The sequence below is a fragment of the Flavobacterium sp. genome, assembly GCF_044339515.1.
GTDB lineage: Bacteria > Bacteroidota > Bacteroidia > Flavobacteriales > Flavobacteriaceae > Flavobacterium.
Genome location: NZ_JBIIVK010000023.1, coordinates 24901 through 50798, shown reverse-complemented (window position 1 = coordinate 50798; position 25898 = coordinate 24901). Strand labels below are relative to the sequence as shown.

At 35.1% G+C, this 25898-nt stretch carries 25 protein-coding genes and 1 pseudogene; 9 read left to right on the top strand and 17 right to left on the bottom strand.

Annotation, left to right across the window (positions count from 1 at the left end; all coding sequences use genetic code 11):
- Positions 1 to 146: 146 nt before the first annotated feature.
- Positions 147 to 1382, bottom strand: a complete 1236-nt coding sequence (locus ACIQ0M_RS08190) for an ABC transporter permease (protein WP_396151362.1) — start codon at positions 1380 to 1382, stop codon at positions 147 to 149.
- 83 nt (positions 1383 to 1465) lie between these two features.
- Between ACIQ0M_RS08190 and ACIQ0M_RS08185 the strand changes: the two genes are divergently transcribed.
- On the top strand, positions 1466 to 2734 hold the full coding sequence (locus ACIQ0M_RS08185) for an exo-beta-N-acetylmuramidase NamZ domain-containing protein (RefSeq protein ID WP_396151361.1): 1269 nt from the start codon (positions 1466 to 1468) through the stop codon (positions 2732 to 2734).
- Here the strand turns inward: ACIQ0M_RS08185 and ACIQ0M_RS08180 are convergent.
- Together ACIQ0M_RS08180 and ACIQ0M_RS08175 are read right to left on the bottom strand one after the other, a co-directional pair.
- Positions 2731 to 3120, bottom strand: coding sequence for a PH domain-containing protein (locus ACIQ0M_RS08180; RefSeq protein ID WP_396151360.1), 390 nt, complete (start codon positions 3118 to 3120; stop codon positions 2731 to 2733). The genes ACIQ0M_RS08185 and ACIQ0M_RS08180 overlap by 4 nt on opposite strands.
- Before the next feature lies 1 nt (position 3121).
- Positions 3122 to 3619: a YkgJ family cysteine cluster protein gene (locus ACIQ0M_RS08175; protein WP_396151359.1), complete on the bottom strand. Its 498-nt coding sequence runs from the start codon at positions 3617 to 3619 to the stop codon at positions 3122 to 3124.
- A gap of 71 nt (positions 3620 to 3690) precedes the next feature.
- Between ACIQ0M_RS08175 and ACIQ0M_RS08170 the strand changes: the two genes are divergently transcribed.
- Positions 3691 to 4392 (top strand): class I SAM-dependent methyltransferase, encoded by a 702-nt coding sequence (locus ACIQ0M_RS08170; protein WP_396151358.1) that lies wholly within the window; start codon positions 3691 to 3693, stop codon positions 4390 to 4392.
- A 59-nt stretch (positions 4393 to 4451) separates the two neighbouring features.
- Here ACIQ0M_RS08170 and ACIQ0M_RS08165 read toward each other — a convergent pair whose 3' ends face one another.
- Both ACIQ0M_RS08165 and ACIQ0M_RS08160 read right to left on the bottom strand, forming a co-directional pair.
- The gene (locus ACIQ0M_RS08165) at positions 4452 to 4850 is read right to left on the bottom strand and encodes a DUF2059 domain-containing protein (RefSeq protein WP_396151357.1); all 399 of its coding nucleotides are present in this window, start codon (positions 4848 to 4850) and stop codon (positions 4452 to 4454) included.
- Between the two features lie 31 nt (positions 4851 to 4881).
- Positions 4882 to 5514 carry a 7-carboxy-7-deazaguanine synthase QueE gene (locus tag ACIQ0M_RS08160; protein WP_396151356.1) on the bottom strand — a complete coding sequence of 211 codons (633 nt, stop codon included), beginning with the start codon at positions 5512 to 5514 and terminating at the stop codon, positions 4882 to 4884.
- Positions 5515 to 5635: 121 nt separating this feature from the next.
- On the opposite strand from ACIQ0M_RS08160, the gene ACIQ0M_RS08155 reads away from it, so the two are divergent.
- The 3 genes and pseudogenes from ACIQ0M_RS08155 to ACIQ0M_RS08145 all read left to right on the top strand — a co-directional run bounded on the left by ACIQ0M_RS08155 (position 5636) and on the right by ACIQ0M_RS08145 (position 7981).
- Positions 5636 to 7177: a helicase HerA-like domain-containing protein gene (locus ACIQ0M_RS08155; protein ID WP_396151355.1), complete on the top strand. Its 1542-nt coding sequence runs from the start codon at positions 5636 to 5638 to the stop codon at positions 7175 to 7177.
- A gap of 57 nt (positions 7178 to 7234) precedes the next feature.
- Positions 7235 to 7603, top strand: a pseudogene (locus ACIQ0M_RS08150) (DMT family protein).
- Positions 7604 to 7615: 12 nt separating this feature from the next.
- Positions 7616 to 7981: a cupin domain-containing protein gene (locus tag ACIQ0M_RS08145; RefSeq protein WP_396151354.1), complete on the top strand. Its 366-nt coding sequence runs from the start codon at positions 7616 to 7618 to the stop codon at positions 7979 to 7981.
- A 1-nt stretch (position 7982) separates the two neighbouring features.
- On the opposite strand, the gene ACIQ0M_RS08140 is transcribed toward ACIQ0M_RS08145, so the two are convergent.
- A complete protein-coding gene (locus ACIQ0M_RS08140; protein ID WP_396151353.1) occupies positions 7983 to 9326 on the bottom strand; it encodes an FAD-dependent oxidoreductase in 1344 nt (447 codons plus the stop codon).
- 146 nt (positions 9327 to 9472) lie between these two features.
- Here ACIQ0M_RS08140 and ACIQ0M_RS08135 point away from each other — a divergent pair, with 146 nt between their 5' ends.
- The 4 genes from ACIQ0M_RS08135 (at position 9473) to ACIQ0M_RS08120 (ending at position 13177) form a co-directional block, all read left to right on the top strand.
- Positions 9473 to 10108, top strand: a complete 636-nt coding sequence (locus ACIQ0M_RS08135; protein ID WP_396151352.1) for a flavin reductase family protein — start codon at positions 9473 to 9475, stop codon at positions 10106 to 10108.
- A 1-nt stretch (position 10109) separates the two neighbouring features.
- On the top strand, positions 10110 to 10259 hold the full coding sequence (locus tag ACIQ0M_RS08130; RefSeq protein WP_396151351.1) for a DUF2256 domain-containing protein: 150 nt from the start codon (positions 10110 to 10112) through the stop codon (positions 10257 to 10259).
- A gap of 84 nt (positions 10260 to 10343) precedes the next feature.
- Positions 10344 to 11648 (top strand): DASH family cryptochrome, encoded by a 1305-nt coding sequence (locus ACIQ0M_RS08125; RefSeq protein ID WP_396151350.1) that lies wholly within the window; start codon positions 10344 to 10346, stop codon positions 11646 to 11648.
- A complete protein-coding gene (locus ACIQ0M_RS08120; RefSeq protein ID WP_396151349.1) occupies positions 11645 to 13177 on the top strand; it encodes a cryptochrome/photolyase family protein in 1533 nt (510 codons plus the stop codon). Before ACIQ0M_RS08125 ends, ACIQ0M_RS08120 begins: the two co-directional genes overlap by 4 nt.
- A gap of 119 nt (positions 13178 to 13296) precedes the next feature.
- On the opposite strand, the gene ACIQ0M_RS08115 is transcribed toward ACIQ0M_RS08120, so the two are convergent.
- The 11 genes from ACIQ0M_RS08115 to ACIQ0M_RS08065 form a co-directional block, all read right to left on the bottom strand.
- On the bottom strand, positions 13297 to 13557 hold the full coding sequence (locus ACIQ0M_RS08115) for a hypothetical protein (RefSeq protein WP_396151348.1): 261 nt from the start codon (positions 13555 to 13557) through the stop codon (positions 13297 to 13299).
- Between the two features lie 87 nt (positions 13558 to 13644).
- Complete coding sequence (locus ACIQ0M_RS08110; protein ID WP_396151347.1) at positions 13645 to 16035, bottom strand: penicillin acylase family protein; 2391 nt, start codon at positions 16033 to 16035, stop codon at positions 13645 to 13647.
- A gap of 106 nt (positions 16036 to 16141) precedes the next feature.
- Positions 16142 to 17230: an agmatinase family protein gene (locus ACIQ0M_RS08105; RefSeq protein WP_396151346.1), complete on the bottom strand. Its 1089-nt coding sequence runs from the start codon at positions 17228 to 17230 to the stop codon at positions 16142 to 16144.
- Between the two features lie 41 nt (positions 17231 to 17271).
- Positions 17272 to 18549, bottom strand: a complete 1278-nt coding sequence (kynU, locus tag ACIQ0M_RS08100; protein ID WP_396151345.1) for a kynureninase — start codon at positions 18547 to 18549, stop codon at positions 17272 to 17274.
- A gap of 239 nt (positions 18550 to 18788) precedes the next feature.
- The gene (queA, locus tag ACIQ0M_RS08095) at positions 18789 to 19838 is read right to left on the bottom strand and encodes a tRNA preQ1(34) S-adenosylmethionine ribosyltransferase-isomerase QueA (protein WP_396151344.1); all 1050 of its coding nucleotides are present in this window, start codon (positions 19836 to 19838) and stop codon (positions 18789 to 18791) included.
- A 177-nt stretch (positions 19839 to 20015) separates the two neighbouring features.
- Complete coding sequence (locus tag ACIQ0M_RS08090) at positions 20016 to 21287, bottom strand: 3-phosphoshikimate 1-carboxyvinyltransferase (RefSeq protein ID WP_396151343.1); 1272 nt, start codon at positions 21285 to 21287, stop codon at positions 20016 to 20018.
- On the bottom strand, positions 21287 to 21613 hold the full coding sequence (locus ACIQ0M_RS08085) for a DMT family transporter (protein ID WP_396151342.1): 327 nt from the start codon (positions 21611 to 21613) through the stop codon (positions 21287 to 21289). The genes ACIQ0M_RS08090 and ACIQ0M_RS08085 overlap by 1 nt, the downstream gene beginning before the upstream one ends.
- Positions 21610 to 21795, bottom strand: a complete 186-nt coding sequence (locus ACIQ0M_RS08080) for a hypothetical protein (RefSeq protein WP_396151341.1) — start codon at positions 21793 to 21795, stop codon at positions 21610 to 21612. The genes ACIQ0M_RS08085 and ACIQ0M_RS08080 overlap by 4 nt, the downstream gene beginning before the upstream one ends.
- A gap of 1 nt (position 21796) precedes the next feature.
- Positions 21797 to 22123, bottom strand: coding sequence for a nucleotide pyrophosphohydrolase (locus ACIQ0M_RS08075; RefSeq protein WP_396151340.1), 327 nt, complete (start codon positions 22121 to 22123; stop codon positions 21797 to 21799).
- Positions 22124 to 23194 (bottom strand): Fic family protein, encoded by a 1071-nt coding sequence (locus tag ACIQ0M_RS08070; RefSeq protein ID WP_396151339.1) that lies wholly within the window; start codon positions 23192 to 23194, stop codon positions 22124 to 22126.
- 254 nt (positions 23195 to 23448) lie between these two features.
- Positions 23449 to 25881, bottom strand: coding sequence for a hypothetical protein (locus ACIQ0M_RS08065; RefSeq protein ID WP_396151338.1), 2433 nt, complete (start codon positions 25879 to 25881; stop codon positions 23449 to 23451).
- Positions 25882 to 25898: the final 17 nt, after the last annotated feature.

The following is a 25898-nucleotide window of genomic DNA, read 5'->3' as shown; positions in this document are numbered from 1 at the left end:
ATTGTAATGGAAAGCCTTGTGAAGGATTGGTGTATTTTTTCTTGGCAAAAAAAAGCGACCAAAGGAAGCTCTTTTTTTGACGTAGAAAAAAACAACAAGACAAACAAGCTTGCAATGGAAAGCGGGAAATAGCTTCTGGAAAGAAATTAATCGAAACGAATTGCTTTTACAGGGGATATTTTAGTAATAATATAGGATGGAATCAGCAAAACAAGAAGACTCACCAAAACTGTTCCTATGTTGAGTAAAATTATATAAAACCAATTGAAATAGACCGGAGCTTCGCTCACATAGTAATTCTCGGGGTTTAATTTTACGATTCCGAATTGTTGTTGGATAAGCATTAAAACAATTGCGATAGCATTTCCCCAAAGCAAGCCCCGTAGAATAATATGAAATGCATTGAATAGAAATATTTTTCTAACAGTCCAATTATTTGCTCCCAAAGCTTTGAGTATTCCAATCATTTGTGTGCGTTCCAGAATGAGAACTAAAAGTGCCACAACCATATTGATGGTAGCCACAGCAATCATAATAACTAAAATAACAATGATATTGAAATCGAATAGTTGTAGCCATTCGAAGATGAAATAGTATTTTTCGATGATGGTTTTACTATCAAGCATGTAGGACGTTTGTTCGTAAACTTCCTCTCCTTTTTGTTCAATTTTATTGAAATCATCGATAAAAATTTCGAAAGCACCTACTTCGTCCGGTTGCCATTTATTGATTCGTTGAACGTGTCGGATGTCTCCGATGATATACGTAGCATCGAATTCTTGAAATCCGGAGTTGTAAATCCCTGCTATCTTGAAAACACGCAAATTTGGCATTTCGTTACTGTCTTCTTTCATGAAGAAAGTATTAAACTTATCTCCAACTTTTAGAAAAAGACGGTTAGCCAAATAGTGAGAAATGAGCACTTCGGGGTTTAATTGTTCCTTTACGTTTGGAATATTTCCTTCGACGATGTATTCATTTATGTTATCCCATTTATAATCGCTGCCTACTCCTTTGAAAATGACTCCTTCGAAGGATTTTTCAGTTCTGATGATACCGGCTTTGCTTGCTACAGCTTGAATATGATTGACTCCTTCAACAGATTTAAACTCCGGATAAAAATCTTGTTTAGTAGAAACCGGCACTTTGCTGACCTCGGATTGGTTGTCATCAAAATTAGAAACAATAATATGTCCGTTGAATGCCGAAACTTTTTGGCGTATTTTTTGTTGTAATCCCAATCCGGTTGCTACGGAAATAATCATCATGATGATTCCGATTGCAATGGCGGTTATTGCAATTTTTATAATTGGTTTGGATATACTACTTTTATGGTGTTTTGACGTAGTTAATCTTTTTGCAATGAAATATTCTAAATTCAATGGAATTGGATTTGATGCAAATATAGTTTTTTTGAGTGGCTGAGAAGCTGAGTGGCTGAGATTTTTAATAAACAATTTTTATTATGAAATATTATTTTTTGTGTTTGAGTTTGTTGTGCTTGTTGATTTGTTGTGGTGGAAAGAAGAAAATAGATGAAAGTGCGAAAAACAAAGAAATTTCAACTATTCAAGAAGTTTCAAGATCTGTTGAATTTAAGACCGGTGCGGAAAATTATATCGCCTATTTACCTATTTTAGCTGGAAAGAACATTGGCTTGGTAACAAATCAGACTGGAATTATAAAAATAGAAACTGAAAATATTAAAGTTGAAGATGGCACCAAAGAATATCAACGCATTTTTAGTAATGTACATTTAGTTGATTTTTTAATTGAAAGAAAAGTACAAGTGCAAAAAATTTATGCCCCCGAACACGGTTTTAGAGGAACTGCTGATGCAGGCGAATTAATTAAAGACGGAAAAGATACTAAAACCGGATTACCGATAATTTCACTTTATGGTGATAATAAAAAACCAAAATCGGAACAATTGAAAGGTATTGATATAATGGTGTTTGACCTACAAGACGTTGGTGCACGCTTTTACACTTATATTTCTTCTTTGCATTACGTCATGGAAGCTTGTGCAGAAAATAATATTCCGCTAATTGTTTTAGATAGACCTAATCCAAATGGAAATATTGTTGACGGTCCGATTTTAGAAAAAGAGTTTACAAGTTTTGTGGGCATGCATCCGATTCCGGTTTTGCATGGGATGACCATTGGTGAATATGCCAAAATGATTAATGGTGAAAAATGGTTGAAGAATGGTGTTCGATGTCAATTGACAGTTATTCCATGTTTAAATTACAATCGAAACATGATATATAGTTTACCTCTAAAACCTTCGCCTAATTTACCAAACGACCAGTCTATCAATTTATATGCAAGTTTGTGTTTTTTTGAAGGAACGAATGTAAGCGTCGGTCGCGGAACGGAAAAGCAATTTCAAATTTATGGATCGCCTTTTTTATCAATAACCAATTACAGCTTCACACCAAAACCTAATTTAGGAGCAAAAGACCCGATGCATAATGGAAAATTGTGTTTTGGTGAAGATTTAAGTACTATCGAAAAAGTGAATCGTTTGGAATTAAAATGGCTCATCAAAGCTTATGAATCAACATCCGATAAAAAAGCATTTTTTAATTCGTTTTTTTTGAAATTGGCAGGCACAAAAAAATTACAAGAGCAAATTGAAAAAGGTATTCCTGATCATGAAATCAGAAAAAGTTGGGAGAAAGGATTAGAGGATTTTAAAAAAATGAGGAAAAACTATTTGATTTATTCTTAAATTTCTACAATTATAGAAGGATTGATTTTCAGTAATTCATCCACAAATTCTTTTTTCAATTTTGGTGAAATTAATACTTCATCATATTTGTTGTAAACAATAGCAATTCTATCTAACGATAAAGCAGGAGAACTCAGTGGATTGTTTGTTTTATAGATTCTTTTAATGGAATGAATGTCGATTTTTATCCACCATACTTTTAGTATAGCTCCATCTATGACATATTTAATTTTAGAAAACATCCAAAATATCAACAATAAAATTGCAAACATCGTCAATGAAAGACTGTATTGATTGCTTAAAACACCATCAATAAATGGGTAACCAAATACAATTAAAATTAAAATAATCAACCACCAATCTATTTTTGAACTATACGTTTTCATACTATAAAGGTAACTTTTTTTTCATTTCTTCTACAATGTTATAAGCGGCAGGACAAATGGCTACATTTTTCAATGTCAAATCCGAAATCTGTTGGAACTTTTTTCGGTCAGTATGCGGAAATTCGCGACAAGCTTTTGGGCGAACATCATAAATAAAACATTTGTTGTCACTCTCTAAAAATTTACACGGAACTGATTTCAACACATAATCATTGTCTTCATCAATTCTCAAGTATTGATTGATGAATTGTTGTGGTTTTTGCTTAAAATGCTTTGAAATTCGTTCAATATCAGCAGTTGTAAAAAGCGGTCCGGTTGTTTTGCAGCAATTGGCACACGCTAAACAATCCGTCTTTTTAAATTCTGCATCATGCAAATCTTGCATCACATAATCCAAATTTTTGGGTGTTTTCTTTTTTAGCTTATCAAAATACTTTTTGTTTTCGATATGCTTATCTTTGGCTAGTTTTACCAATGTGTCGATTTGAAAATGTGCCAATGTGTCAATTTTAGATTACTGCAAAGTTAAATAACTTTTAAACGCATAAACCTTTAAACTTTTAAACTTTTATGAAAGACCTCTTTGGAAAAGCCATTCTAGACTATCAAACCGGAAATAATCCAGAAGATTTGATTACCGAAACTTCCATTTCAGAGGCAGATGAAATGAGTGTGGCTTATTTGTTTCGTAGTTTTAAAGATATGCCAAAACTGGAACAAAAAGCTTTATCACTTTCCAAAGGAAAAGTTTTGGATGTTGGTTGCGGTGTCGGAAGTCATTCGCTACACTTACAACAAAAAGGGTTTGATGTCACTTCGATTGATATTTCGCCAAATGCAATCAAAGCTTGTGAATTGAGAGGTTTGAAAAAGGCAAAATTACAAGATGTGATGGAGATGGAAAACGAAAAATTTGATACCGTTTTGCTTTTGATGAATGGTGCCGGAATGTGCGGAAAATTGAAAAATATAACTAAATTTCTTCAGAAACTAAAAAGCTTACTGACTGAAAACGGTCAAATTTTGGTAGATAGTTCCGACATCATTTATATGTTTGATGACGATGAAGATGGAGGAAAATGGATTCCGGGTGATTCAGAATATTATGGTGAAGTAGAATTTAAAGTGTCTTACAAAGGTGAAACCGAAAAACCTTTTGAATGGATGTATATTGATTATAATACGTTGCAAAATGCAGCAATTAGCAACGGCTTGTCCTGCGAATTGATTACAGAGGGAGAACATTTTGATTATTTGGCGAGGTTATCTTAAAACGAAAAATTCCAATAGAATAAACTTATTGGAATTTTTTTATCATTGGAACAGGGTTATTACATGTATTTCATCATCATCGATTGCAATCCCATTCCCCATTCTTGACCAACAATTTGACCTTTATTGTATAGAACTTCTGTTTTTTCAGTTAACTTTTTCCCTATCGGAGACTCGTAAAATTTAAGCAACGCTTTTATTTCATCATGGGTGAATTCTGTCATATACATATCCGCCATTTTACTCATTAATTCAATAATCGACTTATCTAAATCGCGTTGAAATTCTTCTTTTTTTGCTTCAGGAATATTAGTACTTAAATCTTTCGTAATCATTTTGAATGTGTTTGCCTGACCACTGATATCCAAATATTTTAATACATCATTTTTAAAAGCTTCTTGAGAAAATCCTATTGTGGTAATCAAAAAAAGAGCAAAAGTTAAAACTGTTTTTTTCATAATTTCATTGTTTGTGATTTAATAAATAATTTTAAGGTATATTCAAATACTTGTGTGTTTGTAAAGATACACGCCATTTTGGATTTTTCATTACATAATCTACAATTAATGGTGTCATTTCTTCCTTTTTGCTCCATTCCGGTTGTAAAAAAAGAATAGCATTTGAGTTCACTTGAGCCGCTTGTTCTTCGGCAAAAATAAAATCGTGTTTGTTATAAATAATGACTTTTAATTCATTTACCATATCATAAGCACTTTGAACCGGTAACTTATTTTTCTTTGGCGAAAGACAAAACCAATCCCATTTTCCGGTAACTGAATAGCATCCTGATGTTTCAATGTGAATATTTATTCCAACACTTTTCAATTTTTGTGTTAACGGATTCATGTCCCAAGTAAGTGGTTCACCGCCGGTAATTACAACTGTATCCGAATGTTTTTTAGCATTCGAAACAATGATATCTGTTTCCGTGGGCGGATGAAGTTCAGCATTCCAACTTTCTTTCACATCACACCAATGGCAACCCACATCACAACCTCCAATTCGAATGAAATAAGCTGCAGTTCCTGTATGATAGCCTTCGCCTTGAATGGTATAAAATTCTTCCATCAACGGGAGCATTTCTCCTTTTTCAACGGCCAATTGTATTTCTTTTTGAAGCATTTTTCAGTTAAATAAGGGTGCAAAGATAGTTAATTTGAAAATGAAGCCATTTGAAAATTTGAAAATGATACCTTTTGAAATATAAATGCTTTTACTACATTTGAAATATAAATTTGAAATTATGAGTAAAGCCGAAGAATTCAGTTCACATATCAAAAACGGATACACAACCAAAGGCGATTTTATAACACTCGGAGGTGCCATGCTAGAAGGAGTTCCTGTGGGTGGAGATGCACATGTAAACATTGCTTTAAAAACGTTAAACCGTCACGGATTAATTGCCGGAGCAACCGGAACAGGAAAAACAAAAACCATCCAAGTGCTTTCGGAACAACTTTCTCAAAACGGAATTCCGGTGTTGATGATGGATATCAAAGGTGATTTTTCCGGAATTGCAATGCCCGGAATAGAACAATCCTTTATCACTGAACGTCATGCTAAAATCAATTTAGGTTATGAAAACAAAGGTTTTCCGGTGGAATTAATGACGATTTCCAAACAAAATGGTGTTCGGTTACGAGCTACCGTTTCTGAATTTGGACCGGTTTTATTTTCCAGAATTTTAGATTTGAATGATACGCAAGGTGGCGTTGTTGCCGTGATTTTTAAATATTGCGACGATCATCATTTACCGCTTTTGGATTTAAAAGATTTTAAAAAAGTTTTACAATATATTACCGAAGAAGGTAAAGCCGAAATTGAAAAAGAATACGGCCGGATTTCCACTTCTTCAACCGGTTCGATTTTGCGAAAAATCATCGAACTAGAACAACAAGGTGCTGATGTGTTTTTTGGCGAATTATCCTTTGACATCAATGATTTGATGCGAATTGACCAAAATGGAAACGGTTATGTCAACATTATTCGCTTGACCGATATTCAAGATAAACCGAAGTTGTTTTCGACGTTTATGTTGAGTTTGTTAGCCGAAATTTATAGTACCATGCCCGAACAAGGTGATGCAGGACGACCCGAATTGGTCATTTTTATTGATGAAGCTCATTTGATTTTTGACCAAGCCAGTAAAGCCTTGCAAGATCAAATTGAAACCATTGTAAAATTGATTCGTTCTAAAGGAATTGGAATTTATTTTATTACGCAAAATCCACAAGATATTCCGGCGGGTGTGTTGAGTCAGCTAGGTTTAAAAATTCAACATGCGTTGAGAGCTTTCACGGCAAACGACCGAAAAGCGATTAAAATGACGGCTGAAAATTATCCGTTGTCCGATTATTACAAAACCGATGAAGTAATTACGCAACTCGGAATTGGAGAAGCATTTGTAACGGCTTTGAACGAAAAAGGGATTCCGACACCACTAGTCGCCACGATGCTACGTGCACCGATGAGTCGCATGGATGTGTTAACGCAACAAGAAATTGATTCACACATTGCCAGTTCAAAATTGGCAAAAAAATACAATGAAGTGATTGACCGTGAAAGTGCGTACGAATTACTAAATAAAAAAATAGCTTCTGCTGAAGAACAAGCCACAAGACAAGCTGAAGAAGTGGCCAAACAAAAAGAAGCTCAAAAAACAACTGCCACAACCACTCGAAAAGCTCCTGAGAGTCAGACCACAAAAGCAGTAGTAAAAGTGTTAACGAGTGCAACTTTTATTCGAGGTGCTTTGGGAATTTTGAGTAAGATGTTTAAGAAGTAAAATGTGTCAATTTGTGAATGTGTCAATGTGTCAATGTGAGAATTTGAGGATTAACTTATGAAGGGATTTTTAACCATCGGACTACTTATACTTTCCAATATTTTCATGACATTGGCGTGGTATGGGCATTTGAAATTTAAAGAGTTGAAATGGTTTGAAAATGCCTGATTAATAACCATTGTTTTAATCAGTTGGGGTTTGGCTTTGTTTGAATATTTTTTTCAGGTGCCTGCCAATCGGATTGGGTATGAAGGAAATGGCGGACCGTTTTCACTAATGCAACTAAAAGTGATTCAAGAAGTGATTACATTCGTGATTTTCGTCATTTTTTCAATGCTTTTCTTTAAAACCGAAACGTTTAAATGGAATCATTTTGTGGGAATGTGTTGTTTGGTGTTGGCGGTTTATTTTATTTTTAAAAAATAGAGAATAGACGTTATGAAAAAATACTATATCCAAAAATCCCCATTCATTGTACCAACAACTGATGGAAAGATAATTGCTGAACATTTCGGTAAAGCTTCCGATGGTAACAGCAACATTTCCATTGCTCATATGATTGCACCGCCACATTGGAGTGAGCCGTTTCAAACGCCTGAATTTGATGAATATACCTTTATCATCAAAGGCAAAAAACAATTTATTATTGAAGACGAAGTGATTGTTTTAGAAGCCGGTCAATCCATCAAAATTGAGAAAAACACTCGCGTTCAATATTCTAATCCGTTTGAGGAAGTGTGTGAATATATTGCTATTTGCCAACCGGCATTTGATTTTGAGAAGGTAAATCGGGAGGAAGCGTAATTTATTTTGAAAGTAGCGAAATAATCTTTTGTTCTACAACCTCGCTATCCCAAATGGTTTCAATATTTTCCATTTGCATCACTTCTTCCATGATTTTATTTTGGAAATCGCCAATAGCGAGAGCTTCAGAATACGGTTGCAAACTAAAAGTTACGCGACTATACAAAGGCATCCATAAATCAGGATGTTTGTCGGAAAACCATTTTTCTATTTTCTTTTGCAACAAGAATTTTTCATCGGCGGTTTTTGCACTCATTTCCATGAAATTGCGATAGGAAAGTTCGGCAATTGCATCAGCATTGGGCTTCCTGGATTTTTCATAGGCTTTGAAAATGACTTCCCAATCATCGCCGTATTTTGCAATCATTTCATTTAAAACGGTAATGTCTTCAAATCCGGCATTCATTCCGTGACCATAAAAAGGAACAATGGCATGAGCCGAATCGCCAATTAAAGCCACATTATCGGAATGTGTCCAAGGAAAACACTTCATCATCACCAAATAACTTGTTGGATTCTTGAAGAAATCACGCACTAAATCGGGAATTACTTCTTTAGTATCCGGAAAAAATTCGGCAAAGAAATCCACTAACGTTTTTTCATCTTTCAAGCTTTCAAAAGAATTTTCTCCTTCAAACGGCATGAACAGCGTACACGTAAACGAACCATCTAAATTAGCCAAAGCCATCAACATGAAATTGCCACGGGGCCAAATGTGTAGCGAATTTTTATCAATTTTGTGTGAACCATCCGTATTGGCCGGAATGTGTAATTCTTTATAACCAATATTCAAAAATTCCTGCGAATAATTGAACATACTTTGACGTTGCATCCGATGGCGAATTCTGGAAAAAGCACCATCCGCACCAAAAACTTTATCGTATTTTAAATCGGTCCACTCGCCTCTTTCGGTTTCTCCGATGTGTAAGGTTGCATCAGCTAAAGAAACATCCCAAATGCGGTGTTCAAAAAAGAATTCAACTCCGGCTTCTTCAGCCAAGTCAATCATTTTTCGATTCAAAACCCCTCGGGAAAGCGAATAAATGGCTTCCCCTTCTTTTCCGTAATTTTGGTAATTGAGTTTAGAATCTTTTAAATGAATGGCACGCTTATCAACCGGAATTCCGATTTTTTTGATTTCTTCGGTCAAGCCGATATCTTCCAACGCTTTCCAACCTCTGTTCGACATCACCAAATTGATAGAACGACCCGAAAATTCAACCGTGCGAATATCCGGACTTCGGTCTAAAACATGAACTGTATGCCCTAATTTTTTCAGGTAAATTGCCAATAAAGTTCCTACTAAACCGGAACCCACAACAGCAATTTTTTGTGGCGTTTGCATGATAAAAATCAAAAATTGGAATACAAAAGTACGGAATACCAAAAGATAAAACGCCCTATAGAAGGGAATTTTTTCATTATGCGAATAATTTTGTTTAACTTTTTTATTTATTTGTTAAACATTTGTACTTTTGAAAAAAATTGCTTGTGAAAAAGTTTACCAAAGAAGCCATTCAAGAGCTTCCCAAAATTCCACGATTGAATTTAATTAACAGCTGTACCGGCTACAAATCAGCTAATTTAATCGCTACAAAAACAGCTGATGGAGTTTCCAATGTTGCGATTTTCAGCAGTATTACACATCTTGGAAGCGACCCTGCCTTGCTAGGATTTATTTTAAGACCAACTACCGTTCCTCGAAACACGTATAAAAACATCAAAGACCTCGGTTATTTTACAGTGAATCACATTACAGAAACTATGATTGCTGATGCTCATCATTCCTCAGCTAGTTATGATGAACTTATATCCGAATTTGATAAAACCAATTTGAAAGAAACGTATCATGAAGGCATTTCCATTCCGTTTGTAAAAGGAAGCCCGGTTCAAATTTTATGCAAATACCTCAACGAATATGCAATTAAAGAAAACGGTACGATTCACATTATCGCTTCCATCGAAGAATTATTTGTTGAGGAAAAATTGATTCAAAGAGACCATTGGCTTCGATTGGATGAAGAAAACGTAGTAGCTATTAATGGATTAGATGGCTATTGCGTCCCAAAATTAGTGGATCGATTTGATTATGCCCGACCAAATGTTCCAACTAAATCCATTTTATAAAATGGCTAATAAAAAAGTACATCTTCCTCAAAAGAATTGCAAAACATGTGGACTTCCTTTTTCCTGGCGTAAAAAATGGGAAAAGAATTGGGAAGAGGTTTTGTATTGTAGTGAGCGATGCAGGAGGAATAAAGTTGGGAGTAAGGAGTAAGGAGTTTTCAGTCTCAGTCGCAGTCTGAGTTTTCAGTGTCCAATTAACCTTTTACCAATTACCTATAACCCATTACCATAAAAAATGAATAATCTAGTTTGGTTTCGTAATGATTTACGCGTAAATGATAACCATTCACTTTTTCAGGCTTGCCAAAAGAAAGGAAAAGTGATCGGGGTTTATTTTCTGGATCCTAGACAATTTGAAATGACGCGTTACGGATTCAAAAAAACAGAAAAATTCAGAGCTAAATTTCTGTTGGAAACGCTTCGGTATTTGAAAAATAATTTAGCGGCAAAAAATATTTCTTTGCTCATTTTTCATGATTTGCCTGAAAAGGTTCTTCCTAATTTGGTAAGTGACTACCACATTTCAACTGTTTTTCTTCAAAAAGAATGGACGCAGGAAGAGGTCACTGTCAATAACAATGTCAAAAACAATATCAATCGCAATTTCAAAAATCAAATTTCAGGGGTTGAATTTGTAGAAACCTACGACCAATTTTTATTTCATCCTGAGGATATTCCGTATGCTGATTTTCATAAAATACCGGAAGTTTTTACTGAATTTAGAAAGAAGTGTGAAAAAGAATCTAAGATTCGACCTTTAGTTGAAATTTCGATTCAACCCGAAGTAAATTTGGTGGAAACATCCAATATAATTCCGAGTTTGGAAGATTTGGGTTTGGAATCGTTCAAGGTACATAAACATTCTGCTTTTCCTTTTCGGGGAGGAGAAACTTCAGCTTTGAAACGCTTGAATCACTATTTTTTTGATACTGAAAATTTATCCCAATACAAACAAACCCGCAACGGATTGATTGGAACTGATTACAGTTCAAAATTTTCGGCTTGGTTGGCTAATGGAAGTATCTCTGCTAGAACCATTTATTGGGAAGTGCAAAATTACGAACGAGAAATTTGTAAAAATGAAGACACGTATTGGTTGATTTTTGAATTGATTTGGCGGGATTATTTCAAATACATTTCACTGAAACACGGCAATAAAATCTTTCAATTGGATGGCATTTTAGGAAAAAAATACGATTGGAAATTCAACGAAAAAGCCCTTCGTCAATGGATAAACGGCAATACACGTGAGCCTTTTGTAAACGCCAACATGATTGAATTGCAACAAACCGGCTTCATGAGCAATCGCGGTCGGCAAAATGTAGCGAGTTATTGGGCAAAGGAATGGGAACAAGATTGGCGTGTGGCGGCAGCTTATTTTGAAAGCATGTTGATTGATTATGATGTCCATTCCAATTACGGCAATTGGATGTATAATGCCGGTGTGGGAAATGACCCGAGAGATCGAAAATTTAATATCAAACGCCAAGCGGAAATGTATGATGAGAAAGGAGAATATCAAAAACTTTGGCTAAAATGAAAACACTTCGACTCATTCTCGGTGATCAATTGAATCACAACCATTCTTGGTTTCAACAAACCGATGAAAATGTCATTTATCTGATGGCAGAAATGCGTCAGGAAACCGACTATGTGAAACATCACATTCAAAAAGTAGTGGCATTCTTTTTAAGTATGCGGAATTTTGCTTTGTATTTGAAAAAAAACAATCATCAAGTGGTTTATTATGAGATAGATGATGTAAATAATCCGCAAAGTTTGGAGAAATTGATTCAGCAGCATATTGAAAATCATTCCATTGAAAAATTTGAATACCAATTACCGGATGAATATCGGTTGGATAAACAATTAAAGCAAATTTGCCAAAATCTTTCTGTACCAACAGAAGTTTTTGACACGGAACATTTTTATACAACCCGAACCGAATTAGCCGAATTCTTTCAGGGAAAGAAATTGTTGTTGATGGAAAATTTCTATCGAATGATGCGAAAAAAGCACGACATTTTGATGGTTGGGAATAATCCGGTTGGGAATCAATGGAATTTTGATCACGACAATCGGAAAAAATATAAAGGTGAAGTTCCGATTCCAAATGCCAAAGTATTTCCTAAAAATGTAACTGATATCATTCGTCAGTTAGATAAAATTGAGGTCCAAACCTTTGGTTCGATTGATGTGGAAAAATTCAATTGGCCAACTTCGCGTGAGGAATGTTTGGAGCAATTGGAGTATTTCTGTCATCATTTATTAAAACATTTTGGCGATTATGAAGATGCGATGCACACAGATGAAAAATTTCTCTTTCATTCCCGTTTGTCGTTTGCGATGAATTCGAAAATGCTTTCGCCGAAGGAAGTGATTGAGCAAGTTGTACATTATTATCATCATAACAAAACTGAAATCACTCTTTCCCAAGTAGAAGGTTTTGTGCGTCAAATTTTAGGTTGGCGAGAATATGTTCGTGGCATTTATTGGAAAGAAATGCCCAATTATGCGAATATGAATTCGTTAGAAAATCACAATACATTACCCGATTTTTATTGGACCGGAAAAACCAAAATGAATTGCATGCAAAAAGCAATTTCGCAAAGTTTGGAAGAAGCGTATGCTCATCACATTCAGCGGTTGATGATTATTGGCAACTTTTCATTGCTTACACAAATGCATCCCGATGAAGTCGATGCCTGGTATTTAGGTGTATATATCGATGCGATTGAATGGGTGGAAATGCCCAATACACGCGGCATGAGTCAATATGCCGATGGTGGAATTTTGGCCACCAAACCTTATGTTTCCTCTGGAAGTTACATCAACAAAATGAGTAATTATTGCGGAAGTTGTCATTATAATGTAAAAGACAAATTAGGCGAAAAAGCGTGCCCGTTCAACAGCTTGTATTGGAATTTTTTAGATGATAAAAAAGAGCATTTCAAAAACAATCAACGTATGGCGATGATGTTGAATTTGTTGAATAAGATTCCGGCGGAGGAATTGTATCAGATTAAATTGAAGGCGAAGGAGATTATGGAGGATTTGGATATAATCTAATCCTTTATTCTAGTTTTCAAATCCTTTTGTGAATGCAAAATTCTTGTGATTTCAATTTCATTTTGAGCTAATTCTCGATAAAAATTAAATGTTCACCTAATTTAAAACCAAGAATTCTTTTACTTTTCTAACTTTTTTTTCAATTCTCGAATTTCTGCAATCAATTTAGGTATATCTTGTTTTGCATTTGCAATAAAATCATAATCTGCAAATGTAGCTCCTAACAATTCAATGTCTTCACCACGATTTTCTCCAGTTCCAGTCATAATAAAATGTGAGCCAGATGTTTGGTCCCTACCTTCAATGTAGGCTTTCCAAGGTCCATTTTGGGATTGGTTGACTCGCATTTCAATTTCAATTAATTCTTTTTCAGTTAACATTTTCTATTTTTATTTAAATAGGTTTTTAAAATAATCACGTAATGTCCCAAATTTAATTTGTCCCGTAATTATCATTTTAAAAATAATTTACCTCTCTCTCGGCTTAAACACCAACTTTCTTACACTCGCCTCAATCTCCTTTTTATTCATTTTCATCTTTCTAAATTTCCCTTCGTTATACATCACCGCTTGATCGTCATAATGTTCACTCAACGGATTTCCCGATTGTCCGGTTGGAAGAATGCTCACACTGTTTTCAATATCTGAAAAATCGATGATTCTGCGGGTGGAAGGACCGGCTTTCACTTGATGATTTCCGGCTTCGGTAAACGTAAACATTAAATTATTGATGACTTCGTTCGACCCATTAATTTCAAACGGCCCGACATTGAAATAACTTCGAAAAGCAGCGACTTCACCAAGTGGATGTTTGTGTTCCAAAGTATGCACTTTATTCCACGTCCATCCTGAAACTTGATTGCCCAATTTTTTTTTTAAATGTGAAATGGTTTGTTGGAAAGAACGAGTTAAAATTTCACTTCGGGTTTCTTTTTTATCTGACGTTGTCTTATTATCCCACCAGGGCGAAGTTTCATTAGCGATTTGAAACACAATCATTTGTTTCATAATGTGCGTATTCAATAAAATCGTAAAACGGTCTTTTCCTAATTCGTCTTCAAAGGTATTTTGGAGATAATGATATAGAAATTGGTTGTAAATGGTGGGAGCAATTTCATTCAAACCGTTGCTTCCACTCCATTTTTGAAGTTCAGTAATAGCCGCTTTTTCGGTATCGGAAAGACTTTCTTGAGCAATGCCCTTTAAAATACTTTGCACAATTGAGGGCGAAACCGACGATTGATCATCGTTAATCATCTTCATAAAATCTTCTTTCGTCCAATCGTTTTTGGGTTCGAGTAGTTGAACAATTCGTTTCGCACGATCTTCCGGCAAATAATAACCGGGGTACAAATAATCACCCATCGGTTCTACTTGATTATTGGAGGAATACACATAGTTCCAATCCGGATTAATGGCATACGGATTTTCAGAAAAATCATAGTACTCTTTTTGCTCGTCTTTCCCATTTGATCCATCAAGAATAAAATTAGCATTCACATTATCCGGCATTTTATACAATTTTCCGGAAGTTATCCAAGCGATGTTCCCTTTGGCATCGCCATACATGATATTCAATCCCGGAGCGGCAATCAATTCGATACTTTGATGAAAATGAGCCAAATCTTTGGCATGAGAAAGAGCATATACCGCATCTAAAATTTGGTTTTTATGCTGCAAATACGTCCACCACATCGAAATAGGTTTGTCTTCTTTCAATCCGTCGACCAAACCATTCATTAAAGGTCCGTGATGCGATTTTTTAACTTTCAAAACCACCTCAGAACTGTCTTTCACTTTGATGGTTTTTTCAGCAATCTGATAATTTTTATACCCTTCCGGAGTTTGGTATTGGTTTTCATTTTCAGGATTGTTGGTTTCCAAAAACAAGTCCATGTCATCGTTTTCAAACATCGTTAAACCATACGCATAGTCACGATTATGACCCAAAAGCGGGAATGGTGTTCCAGCTAAATAGTAACCATACATTTCATAATCGGGTGTTACGATATGAGCTTCATACCAAGTGGCCGGTTGTGAAAAACCTATGTGAGGATCATTGGCAAACAACACTTTACCGCTTTTTGTTTTTAGAGGACCAACGACCCAACTGTTACTGCCAATAAAGGGGGAAATTGGCGAATTTTCTAATAAAGATGCAACTGATTTTGAAATTTCGGAATAGGCTTCTGATTTTCCTTTGAAGCTTTTGAGTTGCGTATGAGCTAAAGAACCATCGATACCGAAATCTTTGAGGTAATCCATTCCTAATTCATCCCGAATATCGGTCAATAATGGATCTGTTTTTTGAGCCATTGCAAAACTGAAAGCCATGTAACCAAAAATATTATAGACATCTTTGATGGTAAATTTTTCTTTTTGAACACCAACCAATTGAAACTCGATGGGCGTTGGCCCTTCTTCTAAAAATTGATTAATTCCGTTGAGATATGCCAACGTTAATTGATAACTCTCACTGTTTTTGTCTAGTTGAGCAATCGCTTTTTCGGAATCTTCATTTAGCCCTAAACCGGAGAAAAATTTATCGTTTTTGAGCATCACCGAACCGAAAATTTCTGATAATCTTCCTGGAGCAATACGTCGCATGAGTTCCATTTGCCACAAACGGTCTTGAGCATGCACATAACCTAAAGTGGTCATTGCATCTTTTTGAGATTGAGCATAAATGTGTGGAATTCCGTATTCGTCAAAATAAACGGTGGTTTCTTTTTGGATGGAATTTAAGGCAATTTCACCCTCATACTTTGGTTTTAAAAAATAGCCATAACCCACTACTGCAAGGGCTAAAATGACAAAAAGCAGAAGAATAACACCAACAATTTTTTTGAGTTTTTTCATGAAAATGGAATTTGACTTAAAGATATAAAAAACCATTAAGAAATTAAGACTTATTAAGTTTTGAAACTTAAATTCTTAACTGCTTAATGGTTAAAATTAGAAGATATTATTTTCTTGGAAAGTTTATTTTCTCTCCTACATTCATTTTATTGTTTTTGGCCAAAACGCCGCACATGTGAAATAACATACGAGCTCCCACATTTCCGTCCCAATCGTCATTTTCACCGGGAGCGACTTCCACTAAATCAAATCCGATGATTTCTTTGTCTGTTTCTGCTAAACGACTTAACAAATAGGCGGCTTGTTCAAATGAAAATCCGCCCGGAACCGGAGTTCCTGTGTTGGGACAATACCAAGGATACATCCCGTCAATATCAAAACTGATGCAGACTTTTTGCGGTAATGCCGCGATAATGGCATCGCATTGTTGTTGCCATGTTTTCCCTTCAAACGTTTCTTTTTTCAAATCGGAATCGGTGTGAATAACCACTCTACCGTTTTCTTTTTTCGCTACCTCAACTTCTTGTTCGCAAAAATCACGAATGCCTACTTGCACAATTTTTGAAATATGCGGAATTTGCAAGGCGTTATACATAATGGAAGCATGCGAATACGTGAAACCTTCATAGGCAATTCGCAAATCCATATGAGCATCTAAATGAAGAATTCCGAAGTTATCGTATTTTTCAGCTAAGGCTTGGTAATAGCCTAGTGGTGTACTGTGATCGCCTCCTAATAAAACCACTTTTTTACCATGATTTAACCAATGTAATGTTTTTTCACGAACAGCTTCTACCATATCGGAACAAACGTAATTAATTTTATCAAGGTCCTTTTGTAGGCCCGGATGATGGTCTAAAACAGTACCACTTTCAAGAGCTTCAATGATAGGTGCGGCTTTCTTTTTATATTTTTTAGAATTCTTTTTTACGTTTTTAGGAGATTCATCTAAAAAGATACCTAATTTCCACAATTCGGGAAATTCTTGGTGGTTTAAATCTACTTGAAAAGAAGCGTCCAAAATGGCTTCAGGCCCTTTTGAAGCCCCTGAACCGTAGCTGACGGTTACTTCCCACGGTACGGGAATAACAATAATTTCGCTGTCTTCAATAGAAAACGGTAAGCCAAAAATGGTTGCATCGGCTAAGCCGAGTTGGCTAGGGTCGAAGGTTTTGAGGATTTCTTGTTTTGTCATTTTTTGAGGTGCTGAGTTACTGAGTAACTGAGATGCTAAGTTTACTTACTAATTCCTGCTTTTAATATTTGTCCAAATTCATACATGTCTTCAAAAGAGCAGTAGAATGGTGCGGGAGCTAGGCGGATTACGTTGGGTTCTCGCCAATCAGTGATGACACCGTTTTTCATTAAATAGTCAAATAAACTTCTACCTTGTCCGTGAAGATAGACGGATAATTGACAAGCTCGTTCATCTTGATTTTGAGGTGTGATGATTTCAAATTCGCTTCCGTCGATTTCTTTACCAATTTCGTGGAGGATGAATTCTAAATAAGCCGTAAGCAAATTTCTTTTTTGAATTAGTTTTTTCATTCCCACTTCGGCAAACATTTCAACGGATGCTAAGTAAGGAGCTAAAGATAAGATTGGTAAATTACTGATTTGCCAACCATCGGCTCCGTGAACGGGATCAAAATCGGGTTCCATTTTGAAACGACGCTCTTTGTTATGTCCCCACCAACCGGCAAAACGAGGTAATTCCTTATCATTATGATGTTTTTCATGAACAAAACAACCTGATGCATTTCCGGGACCGGAATTCATGTATTTGTAACTACACCAACAGGCAAAATCTACGTTCCAATCGTGGAGTTCGAGTGCTATATTTCCGGCAGCATGAGCTAAATCCCAACCCACGTATGCTCCGGTTTTATGACCGGCTTCGGTGATGGCTTTGATGTCAAAAACTTGTCCGGTATAATAGTTTACACCACCAATTAAAACTAAAGCCAACTCCTCGCCTACTTCTTCGATTTTGGCAATGATATCTTCATGACGAATGTTGTGTTCTCCTTCTCTACGTTTGATTTCAACGATAGCATCGCTTGGATTGAATCCGTGAAATTTTACCTGACTTTGAAACATGTATTGGTCAGAAGGAAACGCTTTTTCTTCGCAAATGATTTTATATTTTTTGGGTGTAGGTCGATAAAAAGAAACCATCATCAAGTGAAGGTTTACAGTTAAGGTATTCATCACTGTGATTTCGGAGGGTTTTGCTCCCATAATTCCACCTAAGGGAACAGCAAAACGTTCGTGATAATCCCACCAAGGTTTGTCAGCATAAAAATGACCTTCTACCGCTAATTTTGCCCAATCATTCATTACTTCATCTACATAAGCTTGAGTGCGTTTGGGTTGTAATCCGAGTGAATTTCCGGTGAAATAAATAACGTTTTTTCCATTTATGCTTGGAAAAAGAAATTCGTCACGGTACTTAAAAAGTTCGTCTTGTGCGTCTAATTGTTGAGCAAATTCGCGTGTATTTTGAAAATTCATGCCTTTGTTTGTTTGTGTGGTAAAGATAGTATTTTTTTGGATTGTTGGGATAGCTGCCAATTCGTTTGATCGTTTGAAATGGAAACTTTGAGTTGCACAGATTGCGTGAGGGATAGAGCCATTGTTTGAGCTCTTTTTGTTTCAGCCCAGCGGGATGGAACAAAAAAGCGAGTGGCGAAAGCCCGACCCTTGTGGTCACGCCAAAAAAAATCCCAACCGTAATGATTGGGATTTATTTTTTATAGAATTAGCATGGCATCGCCATACGAATAGAATCTGTATTTTTCTTTGATTGCTTCTTCATAAGCTTTTTTCATTAAATCATGACCGCAGAATGCTGAAATCATCATTAAAAGGGTCGATTTTGGCGTGTGAAAATTGGTTACCATACAATTGGCAATGCTGAAATCGTAAGGCGGATAGATGAATTTATTGGTCCATCCTTCAAACGGATTCAACGTTCTGGCGGATGAAACGGAAGATTCGATGGCTCGCATAGAGGTTGTTCCGATACAGCAAACGCGTTTTTTATTGACAATAGCGTTATTTACGATATCGCATGCTTTTTGTGTGATAATCAACTCTTCGGAATCCATTTTGTGTTTGGATAAATCTTCTACTTCCACGGGGTTGAAGGTACCAAGACCTACATGCAAGGTTACTTCTGCAAAGTCAACTCCTTTAATTTCAAGGCGTTTCATTAGGTGCTTTGAAAAGTGTAAACCAGCTGTTGGTGCCGCTACGGCTCCTTCTACTTTGGCATAAATGGTTTGGTAACGCTCCTCATCTTCCGGAGTTACTTCTCTATTAATGTATTTTGGGATTGGTGTTTCCCCCAACTCTGTTAATTTATTTCTGAATTCGTCATATGAACCATCATATAAAAAGCGTAGAGTTCTACCACGTGAAGTTGTATTATCAATTACCTCAGCCACTAATGAATCATCATCTCCAAAATACAATTTGTTTCCGATACGGATTTTTCTGGCAGGGTCGACTAAAACATCCCAAAGACGTTGTTCTGCATTGAGTTCACGCAATAAAAACACTTCGATTCTGGCTCCGGTTTTTTCTTTATTCCCATACAAACGGGCAGGAAAAACTTTAGTATTGTTCATAATCATCACATCGCCATCATCAAAATAGTTGATAATGTCTTTGAATAATTTATGTTCTATCGTTTTTTTTGCTCTGTCAATAACCATTAAACGCGATTCGTCACGGTTTTCTGCAGGGTATTCAGCCAATAATTCGGTTGGAAGATTGAATTGAAAATGAGATAATTTCATATAAAGTAATTAGTGATTAGTAATTAGTGAATAGTTTTCACTACTTCTAATTTTCAGGTTGCAAATATACGATTGTGAGATAGGCGTTGTCAAGTGTTTTGGGATTTATTTTTTTTGAAGGGTGCTAAGGTGCTCAGGCACTAAGGTCCTGAGTTAAATCTAACATACAAAATGGTTTTATTCTGAAATATCAAATCCGAATTTTTCAAGATCTTCCCAGAAAGAGGGATATGATTTGGAGACTACTTCTGCTTCTTGAATAATGATAGGAATTTTTATGGCAAGTGGTGCAAAAGCCATGGCCATACGGTGATCTTGGTAGGTGCTAATGGAAACCTCACCCCCAACCCCTCTCCAAAGGAGAGGGGAGCGAGTGTCGAGAGTTAATGAATCCTTTGTGACTGATATATTGGCTCCAAATTTCGAAAGTTCATTTTTCAAGGCTTCTAATCTATCCGTCTCTTTGATTTTCAAGGTATGTAAGCCGGTTAAGTGGCAACTTATTCCTAGACCGAAACATGTTATGGCGATGGTTTGGGCGATGTCGGGCGAAGATTGAAGATTGAATAGTAACGATTTTTGATTTTTGATATTGCAATTGATTTTTGATATTGTCATGGAATTATCATCATTGAAAACTGTTTCTACGCAAAAAATTTTGTAGATTTCAATAAGAGCGGCATCACCTTGCAAACTGTTTTTTTTATAGCTTGAAAGAGTAACTTGAGTTCCTATTTGAGATAATGCGATGATGGAGTACCAGTAGGAAGCGGAACTCCAATCCGACTCGATCGTTAGGAGTAGGGAGTGGGGAGTGGGGAGTGGGTTAACTTTGATTATATTTTCGATAAATGAGGTTTCTACTCCAATTTCATTCAGCAAAGCCAATGTCATTTTGATATATGGAATTGATGTAATTTCTCCTTCTAAAGTTAATTCTAATCCGTTTTCGAGTTTGGGAGCAATTAATAATAAAGCTGAAATATATTGGCTACTCACATTTGCCGAAAGAGCAACTTTGTTTTGGGTAATTTTTTTGCCTTTGATACGAATGGGTGGAAAACCTTCATTTTCTTCGTAACTGATTTCGGCACCTAGTTGTTGAAGAGCTTTAACCAGAATTTTGATGGGTCTTTCTTTCATTCTAGTTGAACCGGTTAAAACGACTTCTTTTCCTTCTTGAATGGCGAAATAAGCGGTGAGGAAACGCATGGCGGTGCCGGCGTGGTGGATGTCGAAAAGATGGAAGATGGAAGATGGAAGATGGAAGTCTTTTAAAACTTTTAGCATCACTTCGCTATCATCGGAATTAGAGGAATTTTCTAGAACTAAATTGGGATATAATGCTTGTAACAACAACAATCGGTTGGTTTCGGATTTGGAACCGGTGATGGAAAGTTGGAAGTTGGGAGTTGGGAGTTGGGAGTTATATTTTAAGTTTACATTCATTATTTAGTGACAACTTTTAGTCCAATGATGGAAATGATTAGGGTGCTGATAAAAAATACTCGCCAAAAAGTGGCAGGTTCTTTGAATACAAAGATACCAAAAAGTACGCTACCTACTGCTCCAATTCCGGTCCAAACGGCATACGCGGTTCCGATGGGTAATTCTTTGGTTACTTTGACCAATAAAAGCATGCTTATGGATAAGCAAAATAAAAATCCGACATACCATGACCACATGGTTATTCCGGTAGTTTCTTTGGCTTTGCCGAGACAAGTTGCAAAGGCTACTTCAAATAATCCGGCGATGATAAGGAGAATCCAGTTCACTTCTTTTTTCTGTTTCTTATTTTTTCAAAGATAAACAATTCGGCTAAAGCCATGGAAACTGCCCAAAAAAGAATAAAAAACCAAGGATTATGATTTTCATCTTCCAAAAAATAGGTCATTAACCAACCAATGAGTCCGTAGATAATCAAAGCGGTTATGAAATGAATGACTTTCTTTTTCAATCTATTTCAATTTCTCGTTATTGTGATGACGGTCGTGGTCGCGTTTGGTTTTCAAGTCCATTTTTTTATCAAAAGCGGCTTGTAAATTAACACCGGTTTGGTTGGCGAGACAAAGTACTACAAAAACCACATCGGCTAATTCTTCGCCAAGGTCTTTGTTTTTATCGCTTTCTTTTTCGGATTGTTCGCCGTAACGACGGGCAATAATTCGGGCTACTTCACCTACTTCTTCGGTAAGTTGAGCCATATTGGTTAATTCGTTAAAATAGCGAACACCGTGGTTTTTGATCCAGTTGTCTACTTCAAGTTGGGCGTTTTTTAGGTTCATTTATCTGTTTTTTAATATTTGAAGCAATCTATCATTAATAAAATAATTGCTCTTACCAATCTTTATTTTCTTTAAAAACTGATTTTCATCATCAACTAATGCATTAAGATAACTTGCGGCTGTATTTCTGTGTACACCGAGCTCTTTTTCAATAAAATCAATTTTTGTATAAGGGTATTTAAAAATAGTATTTATTAAATCATGACTATAAAATTTATGATTAGCTCGTATTTTTTGTTTGTAATCATCCATTAATAATTTTATGTTATTAACCACTTTAATTGTGTCTTTTGATGTTCCCTCAACCCCTTTTAACATCCAAATAATCCATTCTTCCCATTTATTTTCTGTTCTTACTTCTTGCAATAATCTGTAATAATCTGATTTGTTTTTAATGATATAACTACTCAAATACAAAACAGGAATATCTAACAATTGCTGCTGTACTAAATACAACATATTTAAAATTCTACCTGTCCGACCATTTCCATCATAAAACGGATGAATACTTTCAAATTGATAATGAATGATTGGCATTTTAATTAATCCATCTATTTCATGAAATGATGCATCATTGATGTAAACTTCTAAATTTTCTAAAAGTTTTATGATTTCTAAATGATTTTGTGGAGGTGTATAAACAATTTCTTTTGTTTTTGGATTTTTTAAAACCGTTCCGGGAACTTTTCGAACAGGATGATTTGGAGAAACTATTTCTTGTATTTTCTTTATATCATTAATGGTTAAAATACCTTTTTCTTTTATTATTGAAAAACCTGTTTTTAAAGCTTTTGCATAACTCTGAGCTTCTTTTGCTGCTTGTGAAATGTTTTCATCTTCAATTGCTGCTTGATACAACTCATCATCTGTAGTTACAATATTTTCTACCTCGTTACTATCTTTCGCTTCTTGCAAAGCAATAGTATCTATTAGAATTTGAGAATTAGGTATTTTTTTTATTTCACCACGCAGTTCGCCTAATGCTCTAGTTGCTGTTACCAATGCCTTTAATATAGCTATACTTTCTAAATTGATACTTGGCGGCAATGCTGTAACTTCAAAGTTATCCATAATGTTCTATTAGTTATACACAAATTTAGGTGTTTTTTTGTGTTCATTCTTATTTCATGCACAAGAAAATGATGTTTTTTGTGCACGTTATTTATGTCATGTATAAAAAATAAAGAAAATTATACACATTGTTTTTTCATGCACAAGAAAGTCGTGTTTTTTATGCACGTTATTTTTTTATGTACAAGAAAGTGATGTTTTTTGTGTATGTTACTGTTTCATGAATAAGAAAACACTGTTTTTTGTAAACGTTTTTACTCTTTCAAAAATTCGTATTCGTACACTTTAGGTTTTATTTTATCAGCTAAAACAGCTAATTTGTTTCTTAGTTCAGCAATTAATTTAGTGTAAATAGCATCATCACTTTTACTGTTCATTCTACCTTTGTCATTTCTGCCTTGAAAATATTCGCGGATGTCATATAAACTGGCATCCACATTTACATTGGGTTGGGAATGATAATATTTCCAAAGCTCTCGACCGGCATCAAAAACGGAGATGGCTTCTTCTGAAAAAACAAGTGGTTTATTTTCTGTTGTTGTGGATTGTTCAAAAAGTGTATTTGACCCGCTTTCTTTTTTGATTTTACCTTTTATAAAATCAGTCATGAAATTGCTGGCAAACTTGGCTTGTGCATTAACTTCTTGTTCGGTAAACGGAATCCAATGGTTGGTGCCGTATTCACTTTGTATATTATTGCTAAATAATGTAAATGCTAAACAATCATTTTGAAACTCAGTATCGGTTTGCCAATTTTCATTAGGATATAAATATTGGTCCCTATCATTAATCCACGTTTGTTCAATAACTTTTCTTACTGTATAAAATATGCAATTAACAATTAAATTATTTGCAGATATCTGACTAGCATTAGATGCTTTGATTACACTTTCAGAAGGTTTTAAGGTGATAAATACAACATTATTGTTTTGCATATCAGCACTTCCTCTCACTAACCATCCAACAGTATTATTTTTATCACTATATTTTCTCAACCAATCTTTAATATTTCTAACTTCAGGTACAAATAAATATTTAGAATCTACATAATAACCATCTTTGTTATAAACGTCTGCATATATATCTTCAAATAATTTCTTTTCATTACTATTCCATATAAAGAAACCTATCGGAAATTTACCTTTAACATTATCAAATGTATCTGCAGGCACAATAAATAGTTTTTCTAAATTGGCTAAAAATAAATTTCTAAATTCTTTATAATGGTTACCTTGTAAGGTTTTAACCTTTGAAAAATTTGCTATAATACAACATGGTATTTCAATGTAAATTCTATAAAGAAATTGTACATATAATTCCTTCGATGCTTGGTTTAATACTTTTTCGTATTTAAGTTTGGTTTTCGAAGAGCCTACATTTTCTTTGTGCGAAGAAGTATTGTTACTTATTGTTTTTGTTGAAGTTGCCTCCGCATAAGGCGGATTGATATACACCACTAACTTTTTTCGCTTTTCTTCATCATTAATAATATCTTGCAAAGGTTGTGGTAGCTTGGCAAAATCATCATTCAAAAAATCAAACTGAAACACATTATTTTTAAGCAAATTGGCACCATGGTCAATGCGTTCGTGCATTACGTTAACATCTGCTTGGTCGAGTGTGCTGGCATAAATGTTGTATTTGTTGGTTAATCCGGCTAATAAGTTTCCTGTTCCGGCGGCACAATCCCAAATATAATAATCGTCTTGCCAGTTTTCACCTAAATAATCGGTAAGGTATTTTTGAGAAAGTTCAACCCAAATACGTGGTGTAAAAAATGCTCCTTTACGCTCACGAATATCTTGTGGTACCAATAAATCACGGCGTTCTATGATGTAATCTTGAAATTCTTTAAGTGGCGGTCGTTTGTAGCGTTTCCAAAAATGAAGATACGTATCTTTGTTTTTTAATTGAATGACCGCATCAAACATTTGCTTTAGGTTTTCCTTGGCAATTTTATACCCTTCATTTTGAAAAACGACAAATAAACTATCCCGAATAGATAGATCGTCTTCAATGTTTTGTGTGTCTTTATCGTCAACAAACAAATCGGCCAAATAGAAATCGCTGTCTAAAATATTTGCTTTTTTGAGTTCGTCCCAATTCACGTCGATAATCGGTTTTATTGTTTCCAACCAACGTAAATAAATAGGAATAAAATTATTTTTATCGATTTTTAGTTTGTTCGCTGTTGTAGCTTTTGCAACATTATTTTTTATAAAAGCAAGCAGTTCTTTTTCGTCTTTTTCAAAATCATAAACATACGTGTTTTTTTTGAGTGTAGCCTCAATACGCTGTTTAATCAATTGAAATTCTTTGGTTTCATGATTACTCGGTGTAACATTCCAATTGAAATCATTAATATAAAAAATATCTTGCACATTAATATAAGGCACAAACGCTATTTTTTTAAAATCAAAAGCTCCTAAAAAAGCGGGCGGTATAGTTTTGTCAAAGGTTCTTGCTTTTCCAATCGTTAAAATGAGTTGAACAAACATGGTTGCTACATCAAAATTACCTGTTTTGGCTTCTGCCCAAAGTAAAGGAGTGCGTCCGAATAAATTATCTTGATATGGAAAAACAGTAAAATCAATATTTCCAATAATTTCAGTAGTGTCAAATTGTCTAAACCAATCGGCTCCTACTTTATTTTTTAGTTCTTCTTCTCGAATTTTGTTGTACTTCATTTTGCCTTTATAAAGGA